Below are 17,469 nucleotides of genomic sequence, written 5' to 3' on the forward strand. Positions count from 1 at the left end.
GGCAGGGTACAGTCAGAATTTCAGGGTGCAAAGAAGATAAATAAAAACCATTATTCAAAGCGATCACACCATAAAAACTGTAGACTACGGAAAAAATATATGTGGGCGTTAAAATTTTTTATGTGGCGGAAGAGAAATCACCTGTTTCCAAACAGCATAATCACCCTTGTTATTCTAATGGTTTTCTAATAGTATCAAATAAAATATTTTTAAAAATAACCCCGGAGCTTTTCCGGGGTTATAAATTAAGCATTTATTCCATCGTGCAGAATCGCCACCAGTAGTCCGCCCCAACTTCAGTGGTAAGATAAATCATTGACCACTTCACCGCATACACCGGTTTGAGGTACTGCCCGGTATAAGCTACGTTTTCAAGATAAATAGCATCGCCTATATTGATACCGGCACTACCCTGCTCCTTCTTCTTAATCACCCACAGTGAGTTATTGTTCACTGCCGAAGCATAGTACAACCAGGGCGTTGTTCCCGCGGTCAGGTATTGACCATTCTGCGTTGTCTGAATACTGACAACGTCTCCGGATATGAGCGGGGTGCCATCCGGGGCAGGATGACCATTTACATATTTCCTGATGGTGTGTCGCCTCGCGTAGTCTACCATTCCTGGCGCAGCAACAGGATAGTTATAGCCAAACGATCCGGCATAGAAATCCTGCACGTCCATACCGTCCATATTAGATAACATATGATTTCCGCCGGAGTGGACCTGATCACCGTACTCAAAGGGTTGTGGTTTGCTGAACGGCTCCTGGTATAACTGTGTTGAAACAGGATTCGGCGGCGGTGTGCTGCCCCAGGCGGGAAACTGGTAATAATTGGCCTGCACAGGATCTGTCGGATTTTTTCTTCCTGACAAATCAATGATCGCGTATCCGTGGTTGTAGTACTGAACGCCGTTACTGTCCTGGTTGATGCCGAGTTTATATTGATCGTATTGTGGCTCCGGCATTACGTAGGGTATCTGCGGATAATTGACCTGGTAAGGATTGGCACTGGTCAGTTCTTCATAAGCACTGTTGCCAACCAGTCTGCCGATTGGGAGTTGCGCAAGATAATCCCGGTACATCACAAAATTATGTTCATGTCCCCAGATCCATCCCGCTACTTTTGTTGGCAGGTATTCACCCACCGCGCGATACAGGTAAGGATTGTAATAAGGGACCGCATTCATCACCGAAAACGAACCGTTGATCTTACTGTTGGACGAATACAATTGGTGATGTGAAAGAAGAATGGTCAATCCCGGAAAGTTGGCCAGCTTGTCCTGGTGCCAGGTTATTTCATTGGGCTGCAACCATGGACCGGCATATGTCGTATTCAATTGGTTGGCCGGATTGGAATCGTTGTATCCCGTGTCCATGCCGAGAAATTGCCAGCCATTATCCTGCGTGCGCAGGCAAAAATAGCTCGCCTGCTGCGTAGCACCGGGAATATTATTGTTGAGGTTGGTTACCACATTATAATATTCCGCGCCCCATGCATAGTAGTCGTGGTTGCCGGGAATAGAAAACACGGGAATCCGTTTGCCCGGTCCTAATACTTCATTGAACACCGTGGTGAAGACATCACGGAAATAGGTATCACATTCCTGCGGCGTGCCGGAATAATAAATATCACCAAGATGGATGATCACATCCGGTTTGTGTTGCACCATCATGTCTTTCAGCAAAGCAATAGCATCGGGCATGCCTGTGCCCCAGTCGCCCAGTATGCCTACTTTGGCATTGTTGGGCAGCTTCCAGTTGATCACGCCATAGTTAATGTTATTGCCGCCCGCTGTTGTCCAGTCGTTGTATGTCATTCTTCCTCCTGAGGAAAGAGCATACTGCGCATAGGTAATGGGACAGGTAGCAAAACCTGTTGGTGGCGGACCGATTGAATAATCTTCGTCGCAGAATTTGCGGTAAGCAACAGACAATGCTTCGTACCGTTCCATATCGTTGGTAGCAAGTGCTTCACCAATCTGATGACCGAGGTGTGACCTGAATACCAGCGCTTCATGACTGGTATCGCCTTTGAATGAGGCAGGAGGCTGATAAGTGGGGTCGTTGAACTTCCGTGTTACATAATCGGCCGTTGCGATTGATAACGGATGATCAAGAAGGTCCCGCATGGCAGCAGGCTGATTGTTTTTTTTTAATTCGCCGCGGAGATACTCTGCTACAGCCGATTGCCATAGCGAAAGCTCACGGTCGCGCACACGCGCAAAGTTTAGAGCGTTCATGTTGTGGACAGGTTTGAGGTTGAATAAAAATGGACTTGACGTCAAGGCAGGATGCTACCAAAGTAGTCAATCACAACAGCGATTGACAAGCGTTTTAAAACAAAGAATCAGGCGTGATTACACGCTTTTAACATACCGGTGAAAGACCCCTCCGCTTTCTTTTAAGTATATTTACAGTCTATGCTGACACGTACAAATAGCAAGATCAAAATGGTTATACTGCTTCCATTGATACTGTTCTCCACGACGTTGGTTGCACAGGACGTACTCGTTCCCTTCCGTGTCAAAGACAAATGGGGCTACTCCGATCTGAATGGAAAAATCAAGATCAAACCGCGCTATGATTACGCGTCATTCTTCGACGGGGATTATGCGAAGGCCTATGAGGGCACCCGCACGGGTCTCATCAACAAATCCGGCAAAACAATCATCCCCTTCCATTACCGCGATCTGCAAACCGGTCCGGAAGGTGTTATTGCCGAAACAGCCGATCAGCGTACCGGTTTTTACGATCTGCGTACACGCAAGCTGGTAATAGATACACAATACAGCATGATCACGCCCGTGGTGGAAGGATTGTTGTTAGTGGTAAATGATCTGGGTAAACAAGGCATCTTCGATTCACGGTCTAAAAAATGGATCGCTCCGGCCGAATATGATTACGCGTCACCGATGGCCGATCCGTCAAAAGTAATCGTGGGCATCAACGGCAAAGTTTTTACCATTGATGTATTGGCCAATGGCCCGGGGCCGGTTACTCCCTACAAAGAAGAGCAGGATATTGAATTGGAAGATTTAAAAACGGTCACTATCACCAGTAAACCGGATGCGGGTAAAAAAGAAAACACGTCCTCTTCCGCTTATACCGAGCGGTTGTTCAGGGAAAAAAATAAATATGGTTTCGTTTTCGACGGACAGTTTGCCGGTGACAGCATTCCCGCGATGTATGATTCCATCGACCGTTCAAGGGAATACAATGGATATCTCGGCGTAAAGAACATGGCTCGCTGGGGAATCATTAATTCCAAAAACGAAATCGTCCTGCGCATCGAATATCCTCCGCTCGACATGGTCAACAGCGATCCGGCCAACGGTTTTTATGTAGTGCTGGTCAATGGTAAAAAAACAGTCATCAGTCAAAACGGATCGGTACTGGCACGCGATTATGACCAGGTAACTTTATTGCAGCGGAGTTATATCCTCGAGAAAGATAAAAAGCAAGGATTGCTCATACTTACTGATAAAAATGCACCGGTATTGATCGAACCGGCATTTCTGCGCATAAGCAAAGACATTAAAACCATTTATCCCGCCAATGGTGTGCAACTGAAATTCTGGTATGGGTACACTGAAGCTTATCCGAATGCCGGTGGTTATATTTCGGAGAAAGGAGTGCGGTTTTTTCAGGATTAAAGTTTACGAACCGTCTAAGATTTAGTAAAAGAAAATTCCAGCATATGTTATTAAGAATGAAAAGCCTACTGGTGGTTTTGTTCGTCTCGGCGTGCTTTACGCTAAATGCACAATCAATACTGGTGCCTTATAGAATAAAAGATAAATGGGGCTACTCCGATCTTAAAGGAAAAATAAAGATTAAACCACAATTTGATAACACTTATTTTTTTCATGGTGATTATGCAACGGTCATTAGCGGGGGTCGGGCAGGACTTATTAACCGTTCGGGTAAAATAGTTATCCCATTTAACTATAGTGAATTAACGGTCGAAAAAAACGGCATTCGCGCAACTACAAAAAGCGGACTTACTGGCTATTATGATTTGAACACCAAAAAACTCCTTGTCGATACACTATACCTGGGTATTAGCGTCGACGGGTCGCTGCTGCTGGTTATGGACAAAAATTATAAACGCGGCATTTTTGACATGCATTCGAAAAAATGGATAGCCCCTGTTGAATATAATATGGCCGAGCCGATATACAACTCATCGACTGTGCTTGTTGCCAGGAACAATCAGAAATACCTCATTCCCGTACTACCCGATGGTCCCGGTAAAATTACACCTTACATAGAGGACTATAGTGACATGGAAGAATTGATTCCAGTTAAAATCGGTCAGGGGCGCGACTCGAGCAGGCCAATAGAGGCAACACCCAGTACAATACCTCCGCCAGCCTTTTACGAAAGCCGCCTATTCAGAGAAGAAAACAAGTATGGCTTTATTTTCAGCCCTGTTCTGGGCAGCGATAGTATTCCGGCGATGTATGATTCGATTGACCGGATAAAAGAAAGAGAAAGATTTCTGGGTGTACAAAATGGGGGGCGTTGGGGAATTGTCAATTCGAAAAATCAAATAATATTGCCGCTGGAATATCCCACACTTGACCTTGCTAACAGTGATATCCCCAACAACTTGTTTGTTGTATCAATTAATAACAAAAAAACGGTTATTACACAAACCGGCGCCATACTGGCCAAAGATTACGATGCAGTATTTCCTTTAACGCAGAGTTATATCCTGGAGAAGAATGGAAAGAAAGGGCTGCTAATCGCCGTCGACAGAGATGCGCCGGTTATTATTGAGCCTGCGTTCGATTATATAATTAATTATGTCCATTCCGTACCTCTTCCAAACAATGACCATATTAAATTCTGGATGGTAACAATCAGGACAGGAGAATACAGTGATCACAGAGGCTTTATTTCTGAAAAAGGCGTACAATATTTTAAAGACTAAAAAAGAGACCCCGGCAAATGCCGGGGATCTCTCACCCTCCACTGGCTGCGAAACCAGCGACCATTTTTAAACTGCTCTGAGAAACTCTATATAACTAACGCCAGACATGAAAAAGCGTCTTTAATTTTTAAAAGGGGAAGGCCTGGAAAGGCCCTCCCGCCAATGTACACATACTGCTTGTGAGAAAAATTAGTAGTGCATCGTAAAGAAAAAACTTATCGCTCCCAGCTAACCCAACTGGTTGCGTTTACCGGATCGACCAGGTCATAAGTATCATAAATCTGTACGGCTATGTAACCCTGCGCATCTGCCAGCTTTGTGACAGCAGGAAAGAATGTATTAATGGCTGCCTGTCCGGGATTGGTACCGAAGAATGAAAAAGTAGCGGGATCTCCTGATGCTCCCAACACTCTCGTGAACATAACCCTTCCATCATTGCCAAAGCTGGGAGGCGATACTACTGCCGGTGCAAAAAGTTGTGTGCGGTTCCGGATATAACCAAAACAGTCGGTTGTTGTCCCGCGTACGGTTCCCCATTCAGCACCATACATCAACGCCGTATACCCTGCCAGCCTGCTGACACCATAAGCGTCATCCACACCATTTACCCGGAAGCCGGTTGCAGATACCCAGTAGGTATCCTCGTCTTTGCTCGTTTGCCACCAACGGCGTGGTGCAGTGAGATCAACCTGCAGCGGGCGGGTAAAGCCAACCGGCGTAACACGTTCACCATTTATTGCAAAACTCAGCGATACGGCCGCATTATCCCATCGCATGTCCGTGAATACAGAAATTCTAACCCCATTTGCATCAACGGGTGAAATCAGTTGAACGTTGCCGGAGGGCGTGGTCATATAATAACTCATTGCTTCTTTATAAACAGCTCCTTCCATCCAGGCAACCTTTAAACTTTTCTTGCGACGGTTAACCACCAGCTCATAGGTATTGCCTCCCAGCGTAAACCGTTTGAAATAATTCAAATAACGTTTTGGCAAACTATCGAATACCTGTGCGTTACTCAGGCCACCCGCGTCGAATGCGTCGCCGTCCGTCCGTGTGCCGGGACGAAGAACCAGTCTGCTGTTATGCATCCTTCCAATTAATACAATGGAATCCTTGTTATCGGCCGAAGGATCATATGCAAACTCAAAATCGGATTGCAGCCCTGCGCCATCTGTGCCGCCATTGACATCACCATTCGGATCGGCGAGTATGTGCAGATAAGAATAGGTATCGAAGATCAGGCAAGGCTGCTGCAGCGCCTTCAAACGATAACTGCTTTCTTTTACCATGTCTCCTCCCGTCACCACATCAGACACCATGGATACGCGGTTGTTCTGCGTGAATTTAAAATAAAAGCCCGCCCGCAAACCGGTACCGGTTGTAAGAAAACCTGTCCAGCCTCCCGGCTCACCGGCCAGCCGGCTCTGCAGGCTGTCGAGCGTTTTGGTTAACCGTGCATCGGGCGTTTCTCCGAAAATAGTTTCGTCAAAATCGCGGCGGCAGGCAGTGAGCGAAAGCAATAAGATCAGTACAGTGATATAATTTTTCATTTACTCCTTTTTAGCAGTTAGATAAATCTTTCCAGTGCAGTACGGCAACGTGCCTGAAGCGTGTAGAAATCGATATTCCATGCCTGACGGAAATAGCTTACTACCAGGGCTTCCTTCTGCCGCAGATAAGTTTGCGCCTGGGCCTGTGTGGTACCGTTGCCACTGGTGCCTGCAGGAATCCGGTTGATCAGCGCATCGAACCCGGCACGGCCTTCAATAAGCATGATGGCAATCGTTTCTACAAAATCATCGTCATAACCCGAGGAAGCATAGGCCGTCACAAAACCATCCCGGCGTGCATTGGCATCCGTAATGTTGATCCAGTTATTACCACTGAACAATCCCGGGTTCACGCGTTTAAATTCGATCGGATACATGATGGTCTGGTGCAGGATATGCCCGAATTCGTGGTGAATGGTTTGCAGGAAAAATTGCTTCACAAAAGAAGAATCCCTTGATGCGGTATAACCGGTCATTCCTCTTACCAGGAAATGATTGGCACCATACAGGACGATCTTCCGTCCGCCTTCGGCGGTACCCAACGTTATGGAACCATTGGCGTTGTACGAGAAGTCACCGGACAGAACAAACAGTTTCGGAGAATATTTATTAAAGAACGGAAGCCCGAGCACATCTACATAAGGCTGTATCCACGCCTGGCGCAACATGGACCAGACGGGTATGATCTTCGATTCGTCCGGCGGCACCAGGGTTTTACTTACGTCAAATTCAGATTGATCCCACTTGTATTTCACCTGGATATTGTGCGGTCGTACAAGACTGTCATAAAGCCAGTTGTCGATAGGCGTTCTTTCCCATGTATCACCACCCAGACCGAGCAGATCATCGGCGGCATTGAGATCATCTTTATCCTTTCCGCAGGAACTAACCACTGTAACGACCGACACTGCGATTATTATATTGACAATTATTTTTCTCATATATAAAAGGATTAAAAGATTAACGGGGATTTAATGGGAGGCCGGATAAGGTAGCCGATGCCGGGAGTTGCAGCACTCTTCGCGGGTCGCCATCGCGCACCTCGATTGTCCGCTCCACTGTGCCTGCCGTATTGCGGATCGCGTGTCTTACGGTAATACCATAACGCTGTACGTCGAACCAGCGCATACCCTGGCTGATATACTCGAGGCGGCGAAGACCAAGAATTCCCTGCACCAATGCCGTATCCCTATTCTGCGTGCCTGCATAAGTTCTAAGCTTTGCTTCATCCACTATATGCCTGGTGGCATTGTAGTTCAGCGCACGCTTGCTGATATAGGTATTCATATCGGCTATGGCTCCGGTTGCATCACCCAGGTATACTTTGGCTTCCGCACGGTTGAATAATACTTCTTCGGCATCGAACAACGGAAGCATGATATAACCGGTACCAAAATTGGCATTGATGGACGCACGTTTGAAGTATTCTCCCAATTTGGGTATATAGACATGCGGCTGTGAGCCGTAGATATATTCTTTCTGCTCAAACTGCCAGGTGGGATTGCTGGCACAGATCGCCTTCACATTATAACACACATTGAAGATCGAATCACTGTAACCATATCGTGACCCATTGGACCGGAAAAACCAGGAAGGCGCTTCACAAAGAAGGATGTTAGACGCCAGCGAAGATTTAGAATATTCGTTCCGCAGATCCGCGGCGCCGAATGCCGTCCATTGCACACCGTTCCACGGGCGCAATTGATCGGGCAGATTATTAGCCGGAAAAACAGCATTGGCATACAACAGCACGTTTGCATATTCCCTTTTCACCAGGTAAAAACGTGCAGCAAATGCATTCGCGGCTGCTTTGGTGAAATGATATTTAGGAATATCATAAGCCCTGTCGTCAATCAGCGGGAGTCCTGCAAGCAGGTCTTCTTCAATACGATCAAATACATAAGCAACTGTTTTCCGTTCGTATTTTTTTGTAACTACATCCTCCGGTTGATCTACATAAGGAATACCCATGTCCTGCTCCGCGGTGGCAGCATTATAAAACCTCGAAAAGAATGATACCAGCATAAAGTGATTGTATGCCCTGGCTACCAGGGCCTCTCCTTTCTGCGACCGGAATTTATCCGGATCAGACGATTTGGCGATAATACTCAATGCCTGGTTCGTGGCCGCAATGGCATTGTAACACTCACTCCAATACATTTGCGGGGAATCCTGCTCATTCGGTGTTGCATTTGTTTCTTCATACATATAGCAACTGCTGTTTGTTTCATAGGCATTCAGTTGCGTGGACTTATCATCTGCATTGTCCGACAAGGCTTCACTGAACATCATATAGTTGGCCTTTGGGTAGGCAGAGATGAGCAGTTGCGACATTTGTTCCGGTGTTTGTATGGATGCGCGGTTGCTGTCAGGATCTTTTTCCAGGAACTTGCGGCAGCCTGTTGTTGCCAGCAACAGCATTGACAATACCGGAAAGGTGAACTTTGGGTTGCAATATTTCATTATAAGCCAAGTTTGATAGATAAAACGATTTGTTTCTGAATTGGCTGGGCCACACCTCCCGTATTAAAAAACTCCGGATCCTGACCTTTCAGTTTTTTGTCTGAATAGATCAGCCAGGGATTGATAGCGGAGACACCGATGTTGGCATTGGTAAAGCCTGCACGCGCGATCCAGGCAGAAGGAAGGCGGTAGTTCAGGGAAACGGATTTCAACCGGATAAAATCACCTTTGGCCACACGCACATCAGAAAAATTATAACTGCTGTAAGGATAAATGCCACTCAGGTTGTTGCCGTAAAGCCTGTCGAGCATGGCGGGTACGGCGGTCGTATTTTCTTCACCACTCTGCACCCAGCGATCGATAAAATCAACTGGCAATGCCGTCCAGTCAGAATACGAGGTGGAAAATACAGGAGCCAACCTGATTTTGTTTCCCGCCTGCGAAGTGATCAGAAAATTGAACGTAAAATTTTTGTACGTCACCGTGGAACCGAAGCTGCTGTTATAGGGCGGATCAACCGGTCCCTCATATTTCAGGTACGCAGTATTATTATCCTGGTAATAAACGTCGGACGATACTTCACCTTTTTCATTGATGAATACCGGCACACCCGATGCGTGATCAAGACCGCTGTACCGGATGGAGAAGAGTGAGCGTACGGGATAACCCAATACATTGTATCCGTCCGGCTGAACAAGGTCAAAAAGAATAGGCAGGTTAGACAGGTTGGTAATTTTTGTTTTGGCGTAGCCAAACGTGAGCTTGCTGTTCACTGACCAGTTTCTCGTCTTGACGAGGTTGGCGTCGACCGCAATATCCCAACCGTTTGATTTCAGATCGGCGTAATTGGCAAACTTCCAGTATTGACCACCTATACCCGATGTGGCAATCTGATCAATGAGGTCGTAGCTTCTGCGAAGAAACCGGTCGATGGTAAAGGAGAGTTTGCCTTTCAACACGCCAAACTCAAGGCCGATGTTGGTGCTGTACTGTTTTTCCCAGGTAAGTTCTTTATTGGCCAACGACGCAAGCTGGATAGCCGATTCACGGTCAGCGGTCCATTGCCTGTCGGTAATGTAATTGCGTAACAAAACATCTGCATTGATCGCCGGACCCATGTCTCCCGAAAGACCATAGCTTCCGCGAAGACGGGCAAAATCAAGCCAGTTGATATTCTGGGCGAATTTTTCCTTGTCGATATTCCACGCACCCGACACACTCCAGGTAGGCAGCCAGCGATTGAGCGCAGCTTTACCAAAGCGGTTGGAACCATCGTAGCGGCCATAAAGGCTTACGCTATATCTTTTATCATAACTGTAACCGGCTGTGGCATAAAACGCGGCAAAGCGATCATACACCTGTTCCATTCCGTAATAAGGAAAATTTCCTTCGATGGCCTGTTTGATGATCCGGTAGTCTACAAACGGAATTCCACCCTGATCATACTGGTAACCATAGCCCGTGTTGTTGGATGTTTTGCGGTTGGTAAACTTCACCTCTTGTCCGGCAAGTACATCCACGGTATGCCTGCCATTAATGACTTTATTATAGTTGATGCTATTACGCACGTTGTAAAAGATCATCTCATCTTCTGTGCGGTTATAGAAGCCACCCCTGGGCAACACGATCTCTTTTTCTGCTTCAGGATTATCCGGGTCCTGGTAAAGAAAGTTATTCAATGAACGGATGGTGGAGTTGGCGGCTGAGCGATAAGCATTGGCCATGTTGGCGCTTTCTTTGATCTGGTGCTCGCGGCCCGTTTTCACCATGCGGATGGCGCCCAGGAAATCATAGCGGAAATTTTTGGCAAACTTGTAAGAGAAGTCACCCTGCAACCGCAGATCGATCATATTGATGTCGATATAATTATTGGCCAGCTCATCAATAATGTTGAAAGGAGTAAAATTCCGGTTGAAGTATTCGAGATTTCCCTTTTCATCATAGGCTGTAACGGCACGGCTGGTGTTCAGGGAGTAGCTGAACGGATTGATATCAAAATCTCTGTCGTAACGTCCTTCAACCGGATTGCTTCTGCGTGCAAGCGCTCCGGGGGCGCGTTGCTGACGTACGGATCCCAACGTAGAGAATCCCCCGGAAACTTTGTCTGAGAATTTATAGTTGTTGCGGAAGTTGAGCGTATAACGTTTTACCTTATCACCAATAGTCCATCCATTGTCGCCCAGGAAGCTGGTGGAAAAATAAGATTGTGATTTGTCGGAGCCATATTGAATACTCAGTGAATGTTCCTGTATAAAACTGTTGCGGAACAAAATATCGAACCAATCGGTGTTGGCTTTTGCATAGCGCAGCAGAAATGCACGGCGCGCTTCCGGTGTATTTTCCAATGCAAAGTTTCCGTTGTCATCCCCTACCAGGCTTTGATAAAGTTTACCATACATCGCATTGTTTGATTGCGAAAGGATATCTGAATTGAGGTATCCTTTGCGTTCAAGTTCGGCGAGTACAGACATCTGTTGCGCCGAGTTCATGATATTGAAATCATTGTAAGACGGCTTCAATTGTGTGCTGAAGTTGCCGGCATAACTGATCTGCGCTTTTCCACTGCGTCCTTTTTTGGTGGTGATGACGATTACGCCGTTCATGGCACGCGCACCATAGAGCGCTGCGGCAGAGGCGTCTTTCAGGATGTCGAAGCTTTCAATATCATTCGGGTTCAGGCCAGCGACCGGTGAGCCCAGCAGTGTAGTGGGATCACCACTGGTCAATTGGTCATTGGATATATTCACGATGTCTTCCAGCACTACACCGTCGATTACCCAGAGCGGTTTATTGGCACCGTTGAGCGAGGTAGCGCCACGTATACGGACTTTGGGCGCCGCACCGAATGCGCCGGATGGGTTCTGAATGGAAACACCGGCGGCACGTCCTTCCAGCATACGGCTGATATCGGTCATCCCATCCACACGTACCTGGTCGGCTTTCAGCGTTACTGCCGAGCCGCCGAATTTCGTTTTATCGATGCGTTGAAACCCGGTTACCACCACATCATCCATTGCGCGCACTTCCTGCTGTAAAACGATTTCGATGTTGGGGTTGCCGGTCAACCGGTACTCCTGTGTTTTATAACCGGTAATGGATATTTCCAGGACCGCATTGGCCGGTATATCTTTGAGGGTAAATACGCCGCTTTCGTTGGTGGTGGTCCCGAGCGTCTGGCCTTTTACCTTCACACTTACACTGCTGAGTGGTTCGCCGTTTTCATTTTTGACAATGCCGCGTATATCGATGGCCGGCAGTTCTGTATGCAGGGAGGCGATGGGGGCTGGTACATTTTTCTTTCTGATTACGATCGTTTTTTCGACCATCTGGTAAGCGAGTGGCTGGTCCGTAAAGCAGATATCCAATACGGTTTTTATCGAGGCGTTTTTTACCTGAATGTTTACCTTTTTGGCAGCACGCAAAACTTTACTCTCATACCAGAAGCGATAATCGCTTTGCGATTCGATCTTCCTGATCACCGTTTCGATCTGTGCATCCTTTTCAGCAAGCGTTATTCCCTGTTCTGCTTTTGTTTGCTGTGGCAGTAAAGCGATGGTCAGCAAACAAACACACAGGTTCTTCAGCCATAGCCTGGGGCTATGGAGAATTGTAAGAACTCTTCCCATTTTTACAGTTTGTTGTTTAGATTAAAAGAGGATGGTTTGGTGTTTTTAGAATTGTTGATTATGGTAAAACGATTAGCTTTTTGTCTTCGAGGCGGAAGTTTACATCACTTAACCGAAGAATCTCCAGCACCTGGCTCAGGTTGATGTTGCGGCTGATACGTCCGTTGAAGAAGCGTTCACCACCGGTTATTCTCATTTCCACATCCACATCATACCAGCGGGCGAGCTGTGCCATTACTTTTGAAAGTCCGGTTTCGTTGAACTGGAAGGCGCCATCTTTCCAGGCCATTACTTCATCCATGTCGACCGATTTCACTATATCTATCTTTCCGTTGTTATTGTTGATACGCGCCTGCTGACCGGGCGAGAGGAATGTTGCGTCGGCAGCATTGCCCTTACTCACTTTTACCGACCCGTGTAATAGCGTAACACTTCTTGCATCATCATCATTATAGGTATTAACATTGAAAGCCGTGCCCAGCACTTCGATTTCCATGTCATTGTTCTGTACAATAAAAGGTTTTGTTTTATCGGGCGTTACTTCAAAATATACCTGACCCGTTACTTTTACTTTACGCTCATTGCCAATGAATGCGGTGGGAAAGTAAACCGATGAGGCGGCATCGAGTACTGCCGATGTTCCGTCCGGCAATACCACTTTGAACTGTCGCCCGCGCGGAGTACTTACGGTATTGTATCGCACTTCCCTGGCTGCGCCGGTGCTATTGAACGCATAGGTTATTTCATTGCCGTTTTTCACGATCCGCACATCGCCGTCCGGTGTGAGGTTGCCATTGCCCGCATCGTCGAGCACAATTTTGCGGTTGTCAGATAATGTAAGAATGGCACCATCACGACCAGGGGCAACATCTCCGGACGGAGTATTGTGTACGATCTCTGATTTTCCGTTTTTGCCAGCCTGGTTGTTAGTCAAAAGAAAAGCTATTAATCCTCCGGCCACCAACAATAGTATGGCGGCCGCCCTCCACCAGTTGATCTTTACGACTTTCCGGCCTTTCTCCTTCGTGATCATCTCCTGCAACTCGCTCAGCATTTGTTCACCAAACTGATCTGGCGTTTGCGCTGACCTGGTGAAAATGAATTCGATCTCCTTTTCATCCACTTTGTCATACCACTGATGCAATGCCCGGGCCTCCGCATCGGTAGCGGAATGGTCGAGGTACTTGCGCGCAAGCAAAGCAAGTTCTGCATCGGTCAGGCCTGTGGGTTCTTTATGCGACATATAAATAGTTTAAACTCATCACAGCAACAATGAAAAAGCCACTTTTTTGTGATGATTGCGCATCAGCGCCATTACTTTTGACACATAACCTTCCGCCGTTCTGGGGGATACACCCAACTGATCAGCCACCTCCTCAATCGGCTTGTCCAGTAGTTTATGATGGAGAAAAACGATCCGGTACTTTTCCGGAAGTTTGCTGGTAAACCTGTTGAGCAGTTCCAGCAGTTGTTTATTTTCTACATCAAAAGCAGCGGTTGGTTTTATGTTCTTTTCAATTTTTTTTAATTGGTCCTTTCTTTTTTTCTCCTTTGAAATATGCCTGTATACTGCATAGCGTGTCATGGCAGCGAGATACAGGGAAAGCTCATTGATCAGGAGATTTTCCCGTTTTTGCCAAAGCGTAAAAAAAACACCCTGCACGATTTCCTTGGCATCCTCTACAGACTGCAGCTTTTTATGAGCAATGAAGAACATCGGCTTCCAGTAACGGTTGTAGATAACCGTAAACGCCTGCTCCTCTCCGGAAGCAAGATGGCGTAGTAGTTCATATTCCTCGCAGTGTGTATAGTTAATCATGCAGTTTAACGGGTGGCATGTCCGGGCTCTTATATATAGAGTCTTGGGAAAAAGGTTTGTACGCAGATTTTGGAAAAAAACTTTGAAGAATTTTTACGGAAGCTGATTATCAATAATTAATAAGCCATTCAGGCCACAAGGGGTATAGCCAGAGCAATTGAAGGAAGCGGTCGTAATGCAGTTTTGTGCGCAATGCTTTAAGTGTACGGGCTATGTAACCTTCTGCCGTACGCCGGGAAATGCCGAGCGCGGCGGAAACATCCTTTACAGATTGATCGCGGAGTTTGCATTCTACAAATACAATCCGTTGATTGGGTGGAAGACTCTCCGCAAACTTTTCGAGCCAGCGCACAAGATGTCGGTATTCGGCATCGGGGTTGTCAGCTGCTTGCAGTTCATCTTGCGGCAATGTGGAACTGGTCCTTCCGTTTGTGGCGAGGTGGCGGTATACAGCATGACGCACCATCGCTGACAGGTAACCAGTAAGATGAAGGATGCGGAGTTGTGTCCGGCATTTCCATAAAGTAAAAAATACCTGCTGCACGATCTCGCGTGCGTCTTCTGTATTGTGCAAACGGTTATAGGCAGCACTGAAAAGTTTCTTCCAGTAGCGCTGGTAGATTTCAGTGAAGGCCGCTTCATCACCCCCTTGAAGCAGACACAACAACTCCTGGTCGGTATGTGCCGTGTATACAGACATAGGTCAGTTATTCTTAGTGAAAAGAGGACTGAATTTTCCGGGAAAAGGGAGAAAATAACGCAGGAGCCTTGCTGCCAGCGGGTTTGAGGGGTATCGTAATTTACCAAATGAAGTAATGCTGACGATCACCGTTCCTGTTTTATTGATATCCATCAAGTCAGAACGGAGGTAACAATCATTGCAAACGATTGATATTGGTTAAAGCTGTTAACCTTTTAACCAAATCATCACAACACAAACTGGCATCATGAAAACAAAATTGACACTTGTCCTGCTGACACTTGCACAGATCGCTTCGGCACAGACCTTTTCCCTGAGTTCCGGTATTACCAATACTTCGGGTAAAGAAAAAGACAATCTTATCGGTAATGGTTATAATATCCAGGCCGATGCTTTTCTCCCTTTTTATAAAAAAAACCGTTTCTCACTGGGCCTATCCCTTGGCGCCGATTATACAAGATTAAAAAATCTGTCGCCGGACAATGAAGCCGTTGCTAACCGTTATAAAGTACACAACACCAATGTCACCATAGGTGCCAATACTGACCATGCAATGTCGAACAGCATCGCCGGTTTGCTGGGACTGCAGGCGCAGTTTCAATTTGGCAACTTCTCCGTATCGCCAGGAATCAGTTCCGGCTACCTGCATTTCAAACCCGGCGGTTCCGTTCAGACCGGCAGCGCCGATATTAACGGTGAGCAAAGGCAGATCGGGCTGGTAAACGAAGAGCAGGAAACAGTAAAAGGCATTTTATTTAAGCCTGTTTTAAAAATCGGCTACCAGTTTACGCAGCGCATTACGGTGTTTGCACAAACATCCCTGGTAAGCGGACCGGAGATCCGTCGCACTACTTCTTATCTCGTGCCGCAGGGAGGATTCAGAGACGATAACATTTATGAGCCAACGCAGTTGGCGAATGGTACATGGGCTTCCGTAACGAGTGTGGCGACTTATACTATTAAAGAGATCAACATTGGTGTATCGGTAAACCTGGGTGCGCGGAAAAATAAACCATCCGGCCCCCGCGGCGGAGCGGCATCGGCTTCGTATGCAGCCGGGAAAGCGATCGTTAATGATCCTTCCGGAAAAAGTATCAGTACCAAAGGCGTTAAACGCAGCGAAGCAGTAGTGGCACCGACCAATGAAAAAAGTATTTCTGAGAAAGGGTTGAAGCGCAGCGAAGCGAAGGCGGCACCCGGAAATCCCATCGGCGGCATCATCGTAAAAGGTGGTAAAAATCCCGGCGGTAATATGCTGCAATTTGTAAGCAATGACAATGGTGAAGTGATCATGAATGGTCTTGAAGCGGGCAGTTATACATTCAGGCTTGCAACGGGAGAACAATCCGCCGGAAAAAGTATCAGTACCAAAGGCGTTAAACGCAGTGACATGGCGAAACCTGGCAGCCCGATCGGTGGTATAGTAGTGAAAGGAGGCAAAAACCCCGGCGGTGGTATGAATATCCAGGCCGTGAGTAATGAAAATGGTGACGTTGAATTAACGATCCCTGAGGCCGGAGATTATCTTTTCAAACTGGAAGCGCCCAAAAGAAACAGTGGTTTAAAAGATACGCTGAAAACACAGGTTTGAGCGTTAGTAAGTCCATTAAAAAAGCCCCGGTATTACCGGGGCTTTGAAAAAGTATGTCCTCCAGCTTTATTTAAATGTAGCAGAAGAAGAAATGATGCTATAGATCTTTTTCGTATTCTCTTCATTCGCCATTTTATCGTCATATACGCCGGCGTGTGCGTCTTCAATGCGGATCAACTGATCTCCTTTCAAAATAAAGTAAGTAAAGTGTACAATTGGTTTTTTATCAATAAGGCTGCCGTCCTCGGCTTTTACCTGTGACGAATAGATGTAGCCGTTAGCATCTTCCGCAATCAGCTTGGTGTCGTTCGTGGCTGATCTGGCGCTGTCTACTTCGAGTAGCCGCTGGTTGGTCACATACTCCTTCAGTGGTCTCAATGCCTCTTGCCCCCTGATCTCCAGTACATATTCATGTGCATTGGGGAACAGTACTTTTAAATCAAGAAAGTCTTTTTCGATGATTGCACCTTTGGGAAGTTTCACCGAAAACCCGGAAATCTGTTTCAGCGAATCCAGGCCGGTAAGGTCTCTCAACTCCCATTCAGCTTCATTAACGGTAAAAACAGAGTCAACTGTCTTTGTGGAGTCTGTCGCATTCGTAACGGTTTCTGATTTTACGTTGGTTTCGCCGCAGGACATAATGGCGGCAGAAGCAGCCACAGCTGCAACGATGAAGATTTTTTTCATCTTAAACAATAATTGGTTGGTTAGAAAAATGCTGGATGGCGCGGGACTATCACATCCCGGTTTCAAAGGCGGGCAAATGTAAAGTTTTTACT

Annotated in this window: 12 protein-coding genes; 3 read left to right on the top strand and 9 right to left on the bottom strand. The window is 46.7% G+C overall.

The features are described 5' to 3' along the window. Positions 1 to 253 precede the first annotated feature (253 nt). Positions 254 to 2,242, bottom strand: coding sequence for a metallophosphoesterase family protein (locus H608_RS23280; RefSeq protein ID WP_051267886.1), 1,989 nt, complete (start codon positions 2,240 to 2,242; stop codon positions 254 to 256). 180 nt (positions 2,243 to 2,422) lie between these two features. Here H608_RS23280 and H608_RS0100780 point away from each other — a divergent pair, with 180 nt between their 5' ends. Both H608_RS0100780 and H608_RS0100785 read left to right on the top strand, forming a co-directional pair. Continuing rightward, positions 2,423 to 3,655 (top strand): WG repeat-containing protein, encoded by a 1,233-nt coding sequence (locus tag H608_RS0100780; RefSeq protein ID WP_028785995.1) that lies wholly within the window; start codon positions 2,423 to 2,425, stop codon positions 3,653 to 3,655. A gap of 44 nt (positions 3,656 to 3,699) precedes the next feature. After that, entirely contained in the window at positions 3,700 to 4,938 is a 1,239-nt protein-coding gene (locus H608_RS0100785; protein WP_028785996.1) for a WG repeat-containing protein, read from the top strand. A gap of 215 nt (positions 4,939 to 5,153) precedes the next feature. On the opposite strand, the gene H608_RS0100790 is transcribed toward H608_RS0100785, so the two are convergent. The 7 genes from H608_RS0100790 to H608_RS23285 form a co-directional block, all read right to left on the bottom strand. Beyond that, on the bottom strand, positions 5,154 to 6,491 hold the full coding sequence (locus H608_RS0100790) for a DUF4302 domain-containing protein (RefSeq protein ID WP_028785997.1): 1,338 nt from the start codon (positions 6,489 to 6,491) through the stop codon (positions 5,154 to 5,156). Between the two features lie 17 nt (positions 6,492 to 6,508). Further along, complete coding sequence (locus H608_RS0100795; RefSeq protein ID WP_028785998.1) at positions 6,509 to 7,432, bottom strand: zinc-binding metallopeptidase; 924 nt, start codon at positions 7,430 to 7,432, stop codon at positions 6,509 to 6,511. 19 nt (positions 7,433 to 7,451) lie between these two features. Next, positions 7,452 to 8,954, bottom strand: coding sequence for a RagB/SusD family nutrient uptake outer membrane protein (locus H608_RS0100800; protein WP_038006586.1), 1,503 nt, complete (start codon positions 8,952 to 8,954; stop codon positions 7,452 to 7,454). Further along, positions 8,954 to 12,580 carry a SusC/RagA family TonB-linked outer membrane protein gene (locus tag H608_RS0100805; RefSeq protein ID WP_051267887.1) on the bottom strand — a complete coding sequence of 1,209 codons (3,627 nt, stop codon included), beginning with the start codon at positions 12,578 to 12,580 and terminating at the stop codon, positions 8,954 to 8,956. Before H608_RS0100805 ends, H608_RS0100800 begins: the two co-directional genes overlap by 1 nt. Positions 12,581 to 12,638: 58 nt before the next feature. Next, positions 12,639 to 13,823, bottom strand: coding sequence for a FecR family protein (locus H608_RS20780; RefSeq protein ID WP_051267888.1), 1,185 nt, complete (start codon positions 13,821 to 13,823; stop codon positions 12,639 to 12,641). A gap of 18 nt (positions 13,824 to 13,841) precedes the next feature. Beyond that, complete coding sequence (locus H608_RS0100815; protein ID WP_081658741.1) at positions 13,842 to 14,399, bottom strand: RNA polymerase sigma factor; 558 nt, start codon at positions 14,397 to 14,399, stop codon at positions 13,842 to 13,844. Between the two features lie 109 nt (positions 14,400 to 14,508). Next, positions 14,509 to 15,099, bottom strand: a complete 591-nt coding sequence (locus tag H608_RS23285; RefSeq protein ID WP_051267890.1) for an RNA polymerase sigma factor — start codon at positions 15,097 to 15,099, stop codon at positions 14,509 to 14,511. A gap of 247 nt (positions 15,100 to 15,346) precedes the next feature. Here H608_RS23285 and H608_RS0100830 point away from each other — a divergent pair, with 247 nt between their 5' ends. Next, the gene (locus H608_RS0100830) at positions 15,347 to 16,690 is read left to right on the top strand and encodes a hypothetical protein (protein WP_028786002.1); all 1,344 of its coding nucleotides are present in this window, start codon (positions 15,347 to 15,349) and stop codon (positions 16,688 to 16,690) included. A 66-nt stretch (positions 16,691 to 16,756) separates the two neighbouring features. Here H608_RS0100830 and H608_RS0100835 read toward each other — a convergent pair whose 3' ends face one another. Beyond that, the gene (locus H608_RS0100835; protein WP_028786003.1) at positions 16,757 to 17,377 is read right to left on the bottom strand and encodes a hypothetical protein; all 621 of its coding nucleotides are present in this window, start codon (positions 17,375 to 17,377) and stop codon (positions 16,757 to 16,759) included. Positions 17,378 to 17,469 lie beyond the last annotated feature (92 nt).

Source organism: Terrimonas ferruginea DSM 30193 (genome assembly GCF_000425585.1).
GTDB classification, from domain to species: domain Bacteria; phylum Bacteroidota; class Bacteroidia; order Chitinophagales; family Chitinophagaceae; genus Terrimonas; species Terrimonas ferruginea.

Excerpts from the sequence above, each read along its gene's own strand:
- H608_RS23280 (WP_051267886.1), bottom strand. The coding sequence starts at position 2,242 with ATGAACGCTCTAAACTTTGCGCGTGTGCGCGACCGTGAGCTTTCGCTA.
- H608_RS0100780 (WP_028785995.1), top strand. The coding sequence starts at position 2,423 with ATGCTGACACGTACAAATAGCAAGATCAAAATGGTTATACTGCTTCCA.
- H608_RS0100785 (WP_028785996.1), top strand. The coding sequence starts at position 3,700 with ATGTTATTAAGAATGAAAAGCCTACTGGTGGTTTTGTTCGTCTCGGCG.
- H608_RS0100790 (WP_028785997.1), bottom strand. The coding sequence starts at position 6,491 with ATGAAAAATTATATCACTGTACTGATCTTATTGCTTTCGCTCACTGCC.
- H608_RS0100795 (WP_028785998.1), bottom strand. The coding sequence starts at position 7,432 with ATGAGAAAAATAATTGTCAATATAATAATCGCAGTGTCGGTCGTTACA.
- H608_RS0100800 (WP_038006586.1), bottom strand. The coding sequence starts at position 8,954 with ATGAAATATTGCAACCCAAAGTTCACCTTTCCGGTATTGTCAATGCTG.
- H608_RS0100805 (WP_051267887.1), bottom strand. The coding sequence starts at position 12,580 with ATGGGAAGAGTTCTTACAATTCTCCATAGCCCCAGGCTATGGCTGAAG.
- H608_RS20780 (WP_051267888.1), bottom strand. The coding sequence starts at position 13,823 with ATGTCGCATAAAGAACCCACAGGCCTGACCGATGCAGAACTTGCTTTG.
- H608_RS0100815 (WP_081658741.1), bottom strand. The coding sequence starts at position 14,399 with ATGATTAACTATACACACTGCGAGGAATATGAACTACTACGCCATCTT.
- H608_RS23285 (WP_051267890.1), bottom strand. The coding sequence starts at position 15,099 with ATGTCTGTATACACGGCACATACCGACCAGGAGTTGTTGTGTCTGCTT.
- H608_RS0100830 (WP_028786002.1), top strand. The coding sequence starts at position 15,347 with ATGAAAACAAAATTGACACTTGTCCTGCTGACACTTGCACAGATCGCT.
- H608_RS0100835 (WP_028786003.1), bottom strand. The coding sequence starts at position 17,377 with ATGAAAAAAATCTTCATCGTTGCAGCTGTGGCTGCTTCTGCCGCCATT.